The following is a 12,805-nucleotide window of genomic DNA, read 5'->3' as shown; positions in this document are numbered from 1 at the left end:
CGGCCTGAATGGCAAGAAACCCGGTAAAAGGGATTGCCAGGGATTTGTGTTCAAAAAAGAAGGTATATTCATTCAGGGAGGAGCAGGACAAAGTCAGCCCGGCTACGGCGAAAATCGTCGCTACCGATAAATTCCGGAACAAATCGAACGACTTGTTCACCGGACTGCTCCGGGGTTTCCGGTATCAAAACCGTTTTTCACTGCGAAATTTCCTTAAGGCGTCTGCGGTCATGACATCTCCGTTGATAAAAGCCTCCAAGATTGCTGGTTATTTCCACTTAACCCTTATAAATAGATTACAGCAGACAACGGATAAGGCGACCTTGTTCCATAATTTTTTAAAAGTGTGCGGTCATGCGCTTTACGCCTTCCCCGCCGCTAAAAACATCTGGCTACCTTTGCCGGGAAGTGATAACTATTTCGGTTCCATTCTTGCGGTATTTTTTTATGGTATGAAAAATTGAAAAGAGACTCCGAATTACGTTTCGCCAGATTTCTTGACAGTTTGCTGGGCAACCTCCTCTTGAGGACGGCTCCGCTGCTTTTGCCTTCCCCGAAGAAGGCCCGTCCGGTCGCCGATGAGGTAAAGAACATTCTCCTCATCAAATTTCACGGCATCGGCAACATCGTCATGATTCTTCCGGCGCTGCGAGCCCTGCGTAAGAGATTTCCGGGGGCGCGGATAGACTTCCTGACCCTTGACACCAACAAAGGGATACTGGCGGGCACGAAGGGCCTTCACGAAAGCCACTTTCTCGCTTCCGACACGATCGTGGATTTCCTTTTTTCAATGAAAAAAACCCTGCCGGTTTTAAAGGCCGCCAATTACGATCTGATTATAGACTTCGAGCAGTTCGCGAACATCTCGACGCTGATAAGCGCCCTGCTCGGCGCGCCCGAGAGGGTCGGTTTCGCCGCGCACGGCCCGTCCAGAGTAAAGGTCTACACGAAAGCCGTACCTTACGAGGAAACGGCCCATATGTGGCGGATCTTCATGAGGCTCGCCGAAACCGCGGGCGCTTCCCCGGACAACCCCGAGCGCGAGATAGACCTGACGGACAGTCACATGGCCGAAGCCGCAGCCCTCGAAAAAGAGGCGGGCATCTCGCCCTCCGACGTGATGGTCGTGATGCATCCCGGTTCCAGCAGCAACCTGCCGATACGCAGGTGGCCCTCGGAGCGCTTCGGATACCTCAGCGCGCAATTATTCCGGGAATTCGGAGCCAAAACCCTGGTAACCGGCATTCCGGGCGAAAAATCGATAATTGACGACGTGGTGGCGGCGAGCGAGAGCACAGCCTTCAACGCCGCGGGCAAACTCTCCGTAAAGGGGCTCGCCGCGCTTTGCCGCAGGGCCGAACTGGTCGTCTCCAACGACACCGCTACGGTTCACATCGCCTCGGCTATGGGAACCCCCGTAGTCGGCCTCTTCGGGCCGAACACCCCTTTCCTGTACGGGCCGGTGGGGAAAAGCGACGTGGTTTTCTATACGAAACCGCACTGCAGCCCCTGCCTGACCAACACCAACAGGAAGCTCTCCGGCTGCCGCAAACCCGACTGCATGCTGGCGATAGAGCCGGAAACCGTCTTTTCGGCGATTAAAAGAGAGTATTTTCCCTCCGGCAAGCTTATCTCCGGCCCCTTCAAGAAAAACAGGGACCTCACTACAGGCGGCGCATCCCCGGAGGGGGCACAGGTCTAGCATGGGTGTTTTACCGCTCCTGAAACTCGCGGGAAGGGTCCTCGCCTCCTCAAGAAGCCGCCTCGATTTCCCCTACAAGCTGAACTTCGCCCTCACCTGCAAGTGCAATTGCCGGTGCAAGAACTGCTTTATCTGGGCCAGGGAAGAGGACGAGCTTTCGACCGCCGAGATACGTAAATTTTTTGAGAAATCGAACCGCTTCTCCTGGGTGGACGTTACCGGAGGCGAGATATTCCTTCGAGAGGATCTGGACGAGGTTTTAGATATAATAATCGAAAATTGCAGAGCTTTGGCTTACCTGCACTTTCCCACCAACGGGACTATGCCGGAGAAAGTCTTCAGCACCGCTTCGCGGATTATTAAAATTACCGGGGCGAGCCTCGTCGTCACGGTGAGCCTCGACGGCCCGAGGGAGCTTCACGACGAACTTCGGGGGCTTCCCGGAACCTTCGACAGGGCTCTGGAAACCTTCCGGCTGCTGAAAACCCTGCCGGGAGTAGGCGTTTTTTTCGGCATGACCCTTTCGGAAAAGAACCTCGGGCTCTTCGAGGAGACGCTAAAAGCGGTCCGGGAAGTACTTCCCGGCGTTTCTCCGGTGGATTTTCATTTCAACATACCCCACCGCTCGGATCACTACTACGGTAACGCCGGAGTAACCCAGCCGGACATGGACGGGATAGCAAGGGAATTTGCGAGGCTCCACCGCCTTCGCCCCCTCGGCCTGTCGCCCCTTTCGGTCTTTGAAAGGCGGTACGCGGAAGGTGTCGGCTACTACTGCGGGACGGGAAAATCCCCGATCCCCTGCGCGGCTCTTTCGGCTTCGGCCTTCCTGAACCAGTCCGGCGTTCTCTATCCCTGCACCATCCTGAGCGAGCCCCTCGGAAATATCAGGGACTGCGCTTACGATCTGGAGACTCTCTGGAACCTCCCCTCCTCGAAACTCCTCTTTGACAGGATACAGAGGGGCGAGTGCCCCGGCTGCTGGACCTCCTGCGAAGCCTTCCCGGCGATAGGGCGAAGGCTCGCCCTGCCCCTCCCTACCGGAACGCGCACCAAAGCCGGGTAGGATGCGTTAGCGAAGCGTAACGCATCATTATCATTGTCGATTAATTGTTTGGTGCGTTACGCCGCTTCGCGGCTGACACACCCTACGCTTCTAAAACCGGATTCAGGTTTTGAAGAAGGGGCGAAAGAGAATATTCAGCTCCGCCTGGCAGTTGAGGGTGCAGCGCCTGCAGTTGGAAATCTCTTTCCGGCGCTCGGAAAATTTGCCGGAGTTCCAGAAGGTTCTGAGGTCTGTTTCCTTGACGTTTCCCTCGGAGATATTCCAGTTCATGTAGGGAACGCAGGTGAAAATCTCTCCGAAAGAGTCCACGGTGAGTGAGTTGTAGCCGGAGTAGCACTTGAGGGGCGAGGGCTTGCCCCTGAAGGTCGGCTCGAAGAGCTTAAGCATGCCCGCCGAATTCTCTATTTTCGCCCCCTCCTTTTTCCTCCGGAGAAGAGTTTTGCCTGCGGCGACAAGCTCTTCCCGCGCCTTTTCGTCGGGAACGAGCTCCTCCTCGCCGGTGAAGTTCTGCCTCGGGATGAATTCGACCACGTCTATGCCCCATGATTCGCCCTCTTCGAGCAGCGCCTCAACCTCGTGGCAGTTCTTCTCCTGAACGACGCAGACGGCTTTCAGGCGTGGTCCTTTCCCCGCTTCCCTTCTTAACTTCGCCATCAGTTTCAGCGCCCCCACGGCCTTTTCATGGGAGCCGGGCACGCCGCGTATCGAGTCGTGAGTCTTCGCCGTCGCGCCGTCCACCGAGATGTTCAGCGAATCGACCCCCGCCTCCAGCACCAGCCTCGCCCTCGCCTCGTCCAGAAGGGTTCCGTTGGTGTTGAGGTGGGTTATCATCGAGAGTTTTTTCGCGTGGGCCAGAAGCTCGAAGATGTCTTTTCTGAGAAGGGGTTCGCCGCCGGTGAAGCCGACGCCCAGAATGCCGAGAGCGGCCATCTGGTCGAGCACTTCCTTCATCTCCTCCGTCGAAAACTCTTTTCTTCCGGCCTTTTTCAGCTCCGCCGAGCGTGGGGGAAGGTCGCACATGAGGCAGTCGAGGTTGCAATTGTAATTCGTCACCAGCGTCCCCAGGATGGGGCCGCAGAGGGGCTTTTGGGCCGCCATCGAAAGGTGGGTCGCGAGGTAGCGCCAGGAAAGGGAGGTCAGCCACAGCAGGCGGCCGCCTTTAAGGTTTTTCCAGACGAAATCGAGGTAGATTTTTCTGAACAAGGATGTTTTGTCCGCGCCTTTTAAAGGTTTATTTCTTGCTCTTTTTCAGCCAGTCGGCCGCCAGCTTTTTGGCCTTGTCGATCTGGGCCTGCGACATCTCTTTTCCAGCCAGGTTCTTCATGGAGTTGACCTGATCCAGAAGCATTCCCCGCGAATAGAGAATCGGCGTCACGTCTTCCCAGTCGCCTTTCGGTTTCGCGGCTTTCGCCTCTTTCAGGGTCGCGGCGGAAACCTCATACCACATGTAGCCCCTTATCGGGTCTTTCGGCTTCCCGAGCCCATCGGCGTAAACCTTCCCGAGCCCCGCCTGACCGACGGGATTTCCCTTGTTGGCCGCCTTTTCAAGCCATTTGAAGGATTCCTTGTAGTCCAGAGGTACGCTTACCCCCTGACCATAAAGATACCCGAGTCCGGCCTCGGCGAGCGGGTTGCCCTTCTGGGCGGCTTTTCTCAGATATTTCTCGGTCTTGGCGACGTCCGGCTGAAACCCCATTCCGATGCCGTAGAGCACGCCGGTGGTCACCTGCGCGTACTCGTTCCCCAGTTCGGCGGATTTTTGAGCCCATTTCGCGGATTCGGCCATGTTCATCGGCGCTTCTTTCCCCTCCCCGTAGATCCGAAAGAGGCGAAACTGCGTCTTTAAATCCCCTTTGTCGCCCTGCGTCCGGAGATTTTCCAGCTCTTCGCCGGGAAGGTAGGTAGGGAGAACCGGAGCCGGAGCCGCCGGGGAGGCCGGTATCGCCTTCTGTGCGGCCAAAGCCGGAAGGGCGATACATAAAACCGTTAGAGCGAAAAGTAAAATACCTGCAATGCGTTTCAAGGCGGTCAATCCTCTTTCACAGATGGTAAATTCCTGCCGACGGAGAGGTTACCCCTTCCGGCGGTGTTAAGAAAAGCGGGTTTTGGGGTCGGGTCAAAGTTTCTTCCAGGGGAATTTCCGGATCGCCTCCCGCAGGTCTGAAACCTTTGTGTCCAAAGCCGGTTTTCCGTAGCGGAGGCGCGAGTAAAGCTCGCCTATCTCCCCCGCCTCTCTTGAAACTCCCGGTCTTGCGGTTGCGACCCTCGCGGTGAAGTCCCTCGGTCCTTCCCTTGGGTTGCGGCCCAGGCCGCGCCTGTCCAGCCGTTTTACCCATCCCCTCCAAAGCCTCTCGGCCGGGTCCAGCCGCGCTCTCTCCCGTATCGCGTAGAGAACTGCCACCGCAAGGAGCCAGAGGAAAAGGAGCGCGAGGGAGATCGAAAGGAGAAGCGCCCTGCTCGCTCCTCCAGCCCCGAGAGAGCGTAAAAGCTCTCTTTGTCTGGAAAGGTCGTAACCTACGATCCAGCTGTTCCACCAATCGCCGAAGGAATAAAAAGCCAGACGCATCTTCCCCGCGAAACCGCTGAAATAATCGCCGCCTTCCATACCGAAGCGAATACCGCCGCTTTCAAGGGAGGCCGCGACGTCGATCGGCCTTGTCAGCCTCTCGGGACTGACCACCGCCGTGGGATCGACGCGGACCCACCCCCTTCCGGCTATCCACGCTTCGTTCCAGGCGTGGGCGTGTTCCTGCAAAACGAGAAGATAATTTCCGCCCGGACTTTGCTCCGCGCCGAGATACCCGGTCACCACCCTCGCCGGTATTCCCGCCCCGCGAAGGAGCGCCCCCAGCGACGCCGCGAAGTGCCCGCAAAACCCCTTTCTTTCACCGAAGAGAAACCCGTCGATAAAATCACCCTGATACTCCGGCGGCGCAAGGGTGTAGAGAAATCCCCCCTCCTTAAAGAATTTGAGAATCCTTTCCAGTACCTCGTTGTCGTCCGCGCCCCCCTCCCGGAAGCTTTTCGCAAGTTCCAGAACCCTTTCGCTCAGGTTTTCGGGCAGCGCCAGTTGTCTGTTTTCCTCCTCGCGGGTCAGTGGAAAATACCCGGTCTCGGGCGACGATACCGCTGTGTAGTCGATTCTCTTTCTGTTTCTGTCGCGGGAGCGAAGGGTGCCGTCACGCCCCGGATAGTTTACTGAATTCGCCGAAAGAGGCCTGTCGAGAGCGAAGAGCCACCTCTGGTTGCTGGGCTCCAGCGAAACCCTCTGGACAATCTCTCCGGCCTTCGGGATTACCGGTTCCGCGGCCGGAGGTTCGTCTTTTTTCGTGCTCTTCCAGGTATTGCCGTCGAAGTAATCGAATACCGGGCCGCGCCAGTAAAGCACCCCCGCCTCCGCAAGTCCGGTTTCAATAGTCGCGGTAAAGGCCGCCTCGTCGCTCTGGCTAAGTTTTGTGATGTTTCCCGGCGTCAGTTCCTCCGAAAGTCCGGTCATGGCGGAGCGGTTTGAGGAAAGCACCCACAGCGGGCCGCCGTGGCGCGGGAAGATGACGAAGAGAAGAGCCGCTACGGGCAGAGAGTAAAAAAGCATCCGGAGGGCTATGCGAAGATTCGTCCCGGCTGTCCTTCCCCCCGTTTCGTCGGCGTACTCGACGAGGACAAAGGTGAAAAGCGCCACCAGAAGGAGCATCCAGAGGCCGGTCAGGGGGGACTGCCCGGTCAGAAACCTCGTGGCGACTATGACGTAACCCAGAAGCACGACTATCGTACGGTCCCTCCGGGTGTTCATCTCGTAAAGCTTCAGGATGCACATGGTGGAGAGGAGCATGAAAGCTCCGGGGCCGCCGAAAAAGGGGCGGAAACCGAAGATCGCCCATCCCGAGCAGAGGATAGTCGGCAGGAGCAAAATTTTTCTTCCCGGCAGGGGCATTTCCCTTAGCGCCAGCAAAAGGCGAAGGACGAGGAGAGAGCCGAAGACAAGGGAAATCCAGAGGGGAAGTGCCGAGGAATGGGGAAACCACGCCAGCCCGAGACCGGCGAGGAGCACCGCCAGCGGCCGTACGGGATCGGGAGCGCGGGGAATCACAGGCCGTAACCCGCCAGCGCCGAAAGGCAGCGGCTTTTGTGCGCCGGGCCGCCCCCCGCCGGGATCGAAACGCCGGGAAGGTTGAGACGGTAGTGGAGGCGCGCTTTTTCGGCGTCCAGTATCCATCTGCAAAGCACCCGAAGCCTGGCCTCTTCGCCCATCCCCTTAAGCGAGTTGAAGTCGAAGAGTAAAACGCCAGCCCCCTCCCCGTGGAATTCCTTGACCGAAAGGGTGCCGCTTCTAGCCGAACTCTTCCAGTGGACCCTGCTGAGCGAATCTCCCGGAACGTAGTCGCGCAGCCCCGCGAAATCCTCGACCCCGCGTTTGGCCTGCCTTCCGCTCTCCTCGCCCGAAACCGCCTCGCCCGCTTCCGGAAGGGGCCTCGGAGAAGAGGGAGAAGGGTAGACGACGGCGACGGCGGTGAAATTCAGGGGCGACCAGGCGCGGAAAAGGCGCATCGGGTGTCCGGTTTCGAGCGTAATCCTGCCCAGCGGCAATATCCCTCTTTTCGCCGTATCGACCGTCATGGTGCTATTTGTAGCGCCTTTGGGACAGTCGAGGACGATACGCGGACCACTGCCGGAAATTGTGAGGCTGTAGCGGTCGGGTCCTTCGAGATTTTCGATCGATACCTTGAAATGGGCGGGCGAACCCGCGAAGACCGGGGGCGCGTCGTAGACGGTCACCGAGAGCCCCGAGAGGTTGCGGTGGGTGTGAATCATCCCCATGAGGGCTATGCCCGCGATGAGGAAGGCCAGAATCATCCCCAGGCTGGTGTTGTAGTTGGCCGAGCCGAGGATAAGCGCGAGCACGATGAAGCCGCAGGCCACCCCCTCGCCGGTCGGAAGAAGGTAAATCCTGTGGCGGTCGAGGATTATCGGCCCGGGTTCGGCTTCTCTTTTCGGGAGAAGGTTTTCCAGCTTGAAGCCGCGCACTTTTTCGCCCCGCACCGTGTTTCAGTCCTTTAAAGTCAAACCGGAACCGCCTTGATGAGTTCCCCGATATCCGCTTCCGCGCCCTCCCCTTCGGCGAGGTGGAGGCGATGACCGGCGACGTAGGGCAAAACCCCCTGAATCTCTTCGGGGCCGACGTAATCGAGCCCGTCCAGCAGCGCCAGAGCCCGCGCCGAACGGATTACCGCCGCCCCGCCTCTCGGTGAGAGGCCGAACCGGTACTTCCGTGAGTTGCGCGTGTAATCCACCAGCCTTCTGACGTAATCGAGAAGGTTATCCGAAACGTGGACTCCGTCAGCGGCCCGCTGGAATTCCTCGACGCCGCCCGGTCCGGTGCAGGGTTCCATACCTTCGAGGGCGAGCCTCCTGTCCGGCTCCCTCCAGAGCCTTCTCTCGGCTTCGGCGTCGGGATAGCCGAGGCGAAGGCGCATGAGAAACCTGTCCAGCTGGCTCTCGGGCAGCGGAAAGGTTCCCGCCTGATCTTCGGGGTTCTGGGTGGCCATCACGAAAAAGGGGCGCGGCAGGGGCCTCGTGGCGCCCTCAATGGTGACCTGACGCTCCTCCATCGCTTCGAGGAGGGCGCTCTGGGTCTTGGGGGTAGCCCGGTTAATCTCGTCCGCGAGGACGACCTGCGAAAAGATCGGGCCGGGATGGAAGACGAACGCCCCTGTGTTTCTGTCGAAAGTGCTGACTCCGAGAATCTCGGCGGGCAGAAGGTCGCTGGTGAACTGCACCCTCGAAAACCCGAGCCCCAAGGCTTTCGCGAGCGCCTGCGCCAGGAGTGTCTTGCCGACTCCCGGCAGGTCTTCGATGAGAAGGTGGCCCCGGGCTATAATGCAGGCCAGAGCCAGCTTGATCTGCTGCTCTTTTCCAAGCAGGGATTCCCCCACCCGCTTTTGAACGCAAAGAAGTCTGTCTTTCATAAAGCCATCAGCTCCGGTAATGGTTTTTTCAGGCAACAGAGCAAGTATACCTGCCGGAACACGGCGCGGATAAACGAAAAAAGCCGCAAGGCGGGCTTGCGGCTAAAGGCTTTTTCAGAGACTTTTTAAAAAACGTCGCGAGAACCCCGGTTTCAAGAGACGTGCAGCGAAAGCCAGGCGGCAGGGCTCCCCAAATGCGGCAATCTATTTCGGCGAAGGGCAAGGAGTCCGCAGGGCGCGTGGTCGCAGGCAGTAGCGTCACTACGACGGGAGCGCCCGAGAAACGACGCAACCATTCGCCGAAAGAGGAAGCCGCGGCTGTTAATCGAGTACGTGTTTCGGAAGCACAAAAGCCGTCATCTCGCCCTCCATCACCGGCTGCCCCTCGACGGTGACTGTAACTTTCACGATGCGCTTCTTGCCCTCGGCGCTGGTCACCTGAGCCTCGGCCCGCATCGTCTGACCCGCCGTGACGGGGCGAAGGAACCTTACCTGCGAGGAACCGAGAACCACGTTGGGGTCGTTGACGGCGACCATGACGGCGTAATCGGCGAGGCCGAAGGTAAAGCCGCCGTGGACGAGCCCCCGCTCGTCGGCGCACATCTCCGGGGTCGCCTTTAGGGTGGCTATCGCATTTTCAGGCTCGACGCATTCGATTTTGCCCACGAGGGTAGGACTGATCTTGAGATGAGTCATCTGTTTCATAAGTCCTTCTCCTGATTAGTATTGTGAGCGAAACATCCTTGAAAGCTCGGAAAGCTTTTTCAAAACGTCCACCGTGTCCTCGACCGAGAGGCTTCCCATGCCGCAAGATGGCGTGAGAAGGCACTGCCTGCGCAGAAGATCCAGCGGAATGCCTTTCTTCTCGAAAGCCGAAAACCCCTCGTTCAGTTTTTTCAGGAGATCCCCGGCGCTTACCTCTTTAATCTCCGGGCTCGTGGGAACGATGCCCCACGCGAGCGCGCCGCCCCTATCCATGAAGGACTTCGCCTTGTCGGCGTAGAGCAGCATCTTTTCGACATAGTTGAAGGCGTCGAAGTTGACGATTCCGACTCCGCTGTCGAAGAGCAGCTCCCAGTCGGTGTTGCCGCAGCAGTGGATTCCCGAGATCGCGCCCGCCTCGTCAAGAGCCTTTAAAGACGGCTCCCACAGGGAAAGCACCGTTTCTTTGTCCAGCGTCGAGAAGGCGGAGCCGAAAACCTCCATCACCGGTTCGTCGAGGAAGATCACCACCGGAACGCCGAATCTTTCAAGACGCCTGACCTGCCAGAGGGCGTTTTTAGCTATCTTAACGGCGACGGCCTCGCGGAAGGTCTCGTCGTTGACGAGTTCCCTGCCGTTTTGGTCTTTAAGGCCGGAGGCGAGGGTTACCGGCCCGGTGACGTGGCCCTTTACGAATTTCAGGTTTTGGGGGCGTTCTTTTTCGAGGATTTTCTCGAAGGCGTAAAACCCCTTCGCCCTCTCCTCAGGCAGAGAAAAACCTTCGAGGCTCCCCGAAAGTGCTTTTTCGTAAAAGGCCGGAAGCTCCGACTGCCCCTTGCCGACCGTGTCTACCCTTTCGGAGCCGGAAGTTTCTACCAGACCGGGGAATCCCTCGACGTACTGCTCCGTCATGCCTTCCAGGCGGCTGAGTCTCGGAAGCTGCGGCCAGAAGGGGCACTCGGGGAGGTATTTGAGAACGGTTCTTACCGCCTCCTCGGGGTCTTTGAAGGGAAAACTTCCAATGCCCGTCGCGATTCCGTTCGGTTCAAATCTGGTTTTCACTTTTTGGACTCCTTTTTCGCCTTGGCCTGCTTTATCCGCTCCTCGCGCCGGAGTCTCCCCTCTTCAAATCTCTTTTGCTCCTCGGGGGTCTCCGTAATCAGTCCCGGCACGGGTAGAGGCCGCAGCTTGTCGTCAAGAGCGACGAAGGTAAGGTAAGCGGAAGCTGTGTGGCGGACAACGCCGGTCCTGAGGTTCTCCGCCTCTACCCTCACCCCGACCTCCATGCTGGTTCTGCCTACATAGTTCATCGAGGAGTGAAGGGTGATGAGGTCGCCCACGTAGACCGGCTCGTGAAAGTCGAGGCGGTCGATGGAGACCGTCACTACGTTGGAGCGCGCGTGGCGCATAGCGACGGCGGCGGCCGCGTCGTCGATTATCTTCATCACCGTGCCGCCGTGGACGTTTCCGGCGGGGTTGGCGTCCTGCGGCTGCATGATGCGGGCGAGGATCACCTGGGTTTCCTTGACGGTTTTATTCTGCGAAGCCATCAGTGGACCTCGTCGCTTCCGGGGACGTTTGCCGCCCCTTCGGCTTCCTGCCAGAATCTTCTCTCCATCTCGTTCAGGAGGGGCGCGAAGGTGGAACGGTCCTTGGCGGACATGACTATCGCGTTCTCCTTGCGCCCGAGTTCCTCGGCAAGCTCCCTGGGCAGCCGGTCGGCCTTGTTGAACACCAGTATCACGGGCTTCTGGCCGAGGCCTAGCTCGCCGAGAAGCGCCTCGACGGAACTTATCTGCTTTTCGTAGGCGGGGTTAGAGATATCCACCACGTGAAGGAGGAGGTTCGCGTCGTCAAGCTCCTCCAGCGTGGCCTTGAAGGCCCCGACGAGCCCCTTGGGGAGGTCGCGCAGAAATCCGACGGTATCGGTGATTATGACCTCGCGCTCCTTAGGGAAGCGCAACCTTCGCGTGGAGGTGTCGAGAGTCGCGAAGAGAAGGTCCTCGGTGAAGACATCCGAGGCCGTCAGGGCGTTGAGAAGCGTGGATTTTCCGGCGTTGGTATAGCCAACTATCGAGACTATGGGAACTCCCGCGCGGGTCCTTTTTTTTCTGCGTTCCACTCGGCCCTTCGAGAAGCCTTCGAGGCGCTTTTCAAGCTGGGATATTTTGTCGCGCACCTTGCGCCTGTCCATTTCCAGCTTCGATTCGCCGGGGCCTCTTCCGCCCACGCCGCCCATAAGGCGGCTCATAGAGATGCCCTTTCCGGCGAGGCGCGGCAGAATGTAGCGGAGCTGCGCCAGTTCGACCTGTATCTTGCCGTCCGGCGTGTGGGCGCGCTTTGCGAAGATGTCCAGAATGAGCTGGGTGCGGTCGATGACGCGCACGTCGGTCAGCTCGGAGATGGCGCGGGCCTGCGCGGGGGTGAGTTCCTGATCGAAGATCAGAAGATCTACCCCTTTCTGGAGGGCGGAGGCTATGACCTCTCGTATCTTTCCCTCGCCGAGCAGAAAGCGCGGGTTCGCCTGCCGGGGTTTCTGGACGACTATGTCGGCTACCTCGACTCCGGCGGTCCTGCAAAGCTCTTTGAGCTCTTCGAGGCGCTCCTCTATCTCCGCCTTGGGAAGAAGTGAGACGTGGACCAGAATCCCTCTGTCCGCGCCCTTTACCTGCCTGGTTTTCTCCTGCTTCGAGGTTATCTCGTCGCCGAGGGCGGTTATGAAAGCCCCGAAATCGAGGCGGATTCCGTAAAAGCTCTCGGGCTTCGAGACCTTATAAGTCTCACCCTCGGGGTTCTGGGGCAGAAGGTGCGCAAGGTGAATCGTCTCGGGCCGCCCCTCCCCGTCGATTGTCAGCGCAGCCATAGTATCAAGGCGAAGGAGGGTGAGATCGGCGATGTCGTCCTCGCTCAGCCCCTCTCCCCGAAGGTGGGTGTGGACGCACCGAAGCTGCCGGAGCTTCCCCCTGCCGAGGCTGTAGCTGGAGAGATCGGGAATGACTATCCCCTCGTCGTCGCCGATGATGACGTGCCTGACCTCGCCCTTGCGGTCGATGAGCACCCCAACCTGCCTGCCCGTCTCGCGGGAGATGCTCCCGATGTGCTGGGCGAGCTCGGCGGTTATCAGCTCCGCAGGGGGGACCCTCCGCCGGTAGGTGCGTTCGAGGGCGTATATCTGGCTCTTTTTTAAACCCGTGAGGTTGCCTTCGACGTTAGGAATGGCTCTGTCCTTTCTTAGGGCTTATCCGTAAATAAAACCTTCGTTCTCGCATCCGGCTTTTGGCCCGCTTTTGCCGCTCATCAATCGCAAAACCTCGCCGTAGAACAACTACGCCTGCGGTTTTGCTCAGTCTTCGCGACAAAATCGCTCTCAAA

Annotated in this window: 12 protein-coding genes; 3 read left to right on the top strand and 9 right to left on the bottom strand. The window is 58.8% G+C overall.

Features of this window, described 5'->3' with window-relative positions:
• Positions 1 to 8 precede the first annotated feature (8 nt).
• The 3 genes from EPN96_08235 to EPN96_08225 are packed head-to-tail and all read left to right on the top strand — an operon-like array spanning position 9 to position 2,768.
• Positions 9 to 464 carry a hypothetical protein gene (locus EPN96_08235; protein TAL16650.1) on the top strand — a complete coding sequence of 152 codons (456 nt, stop codon included), beginning with the start codon at positions 9 to 11 and terminating at the stop codon, positions 462 to 464.
• Positions 461 to 1,702, top strand: coding sequence for a glycosyltransferase family 9 protein (locus EPN96_08230; protein ID TAL16649.1), 1,242 nt, complete (start codon positions 461 to 463; stop codon positions 1,700 to 1,702). The genes EPN96_08235 and EPN96_08230 overlap by 4 nt, the downstream gene beginning before the upstream one ends.
• Position 1,703: 1 nt before the next feature.
• Positions 1,704 to 2,768, top strand: coding sequence for a radical SAM protein (locus tag EPN96_08225; GenBank protein TAL16648.1), 1,065 nt, complete (start codon positions 1,704 to 1,706; stop codon positions 2,766 to 2,768).
• Between the two features lie 102 nt (positions 2,769 to 2,870).
• Here the strand turns inward: EPN96_08225 and EPN96_08220 are convergent, their stop codons facing one another.
• The 9 genes from EPN96_08220 to hflX form a co-directional block, all read right to left on the bottom strand.
• Positions 2,871 to 3,971, bottom strand: coding sequence for a radical SAM protein (locus EPN96_08220; GenBank protein ID TAL16647.1), 1,101 nt, complete (start codon positions 3,969 to 3,971; stop codon positions 2,871 to 2,873).
• Positions 3,972 to 3,999: 28 nt separating this feature from the next.
• On the bottom strand, positions 4,000 to 4,791 hold the full coding sequence (locus EPN96_08215; protein TAL16646.1) for a sel1 repeat family protein: 792 nt from the start codon (positions 4,789 to 4,791) through the stop codon (positions 4,000 to 4,002).
• A gap of 93 nt (positions 4,792 to 4,884) precedes the next feature.
• Positions 4,885 to 6,981 carry a DUF3488 domain-containing protein gene (locus EPN96_08210; protein ID TAL16645.1) on the bottom strand — a complete coding sequence of 699 codons (2,097 nt, stop codon included), beginning with the start codon at positions 6,979 to 6,981 and terminating at the stop codon, positions 4,885 to 4,887.
• A complete protein-coding gene (locus tag EPN96_08205; GenBank protein TAL16644.1) occupies positions 6,852 to 7,805 on the bottom strand; it encodes a DUF58 domain-containing protein in 954 nt (317 codons plus the stop codon). The genes EPN96_08210 and EPN96_08205 overlap by 130 nt, the downstream gene beginning before the upstream one ends.
• A gap of 20 nt (positions 7,806 to 7,825) precedes the next feature.
• The gene (locus tag EPN96_08200; protein ID TAL16643.1) at positions 7,826 to 8,731 is read right to left on the bottom strand and encodes a MoxR family ATPase; all 906 of its coding nucleotides are present in this window, start codon (positions 8,729 to 8,731) and stop codon (positions 7,826 to 7,828) included.
• Between the two features lie 321 nt (positions 8,732 to 9,052).
• Positions 9,053 to 9,436: a thioesterase gene (locus EPN96_08195; GenBank protein ID TAL16642.1), complete on the bottom strand. Its 384-nt coding sequence runs from the start codon at positions 9,434 to 9,436 to the stop codon at positions 9,053 to 9,055.
• A 15-nt stretch (positions 9,437 to 9,451) separates the two neighbouring features.
• The gene (locus EPN96_08190; protein TAL16641.1) at positions 9,452 to 10,495 is read right to left on the bottom strand and encodes a hypothetical protein; all 1,044 of its coding nucleotides are present in this window, start codon (positions 10,493 to 10,495) and stop codon (positions 9,452 to 9,454) included.
• The gene (locus EPN96_08185; protein TAL16640.1) at positions 10,492 to 10,983 is read right to left on the bottom strand and encodes an acyl-CoA thioesterase; all 492 of its coding nucleotides are present in this window, start codon (positions 10,981 to 10,983) and stop codon (positions 10,492 to 10,494) included. Before EPN96_08185 ends, EPN96_08190 begins: the two co-directional genes overlap by 4 nt.
• On the bottom strand, positions 10,983 to 12,650 hold the full coding sequence (gene hflX / locus EPN96_08180; protein ID TAL16639.1) for a GTPase HflX: 1,668 nt from the start codon (positions 12,648 to 12,650) through the stop codon (positions 10,983 to 10,985). Before hflX ends, EPN96_08185 begins: the two co-directional genes overlap by 1 nt.
• Positions 12,651 to 12,805 lie beyond the last annotated feature (155 nt).

Source organism: bacterium (assembly GCA_004322275.1).
GTDB lineage: Bacteria > Desulfobacterota > Deferrisomatia > Deferrisomatales > BM512 > SCTA01.
Note: the sequence above shows the minus strand (reverse complement) of the source record. Positions and strands in the feature narration are given on the sequence as shown.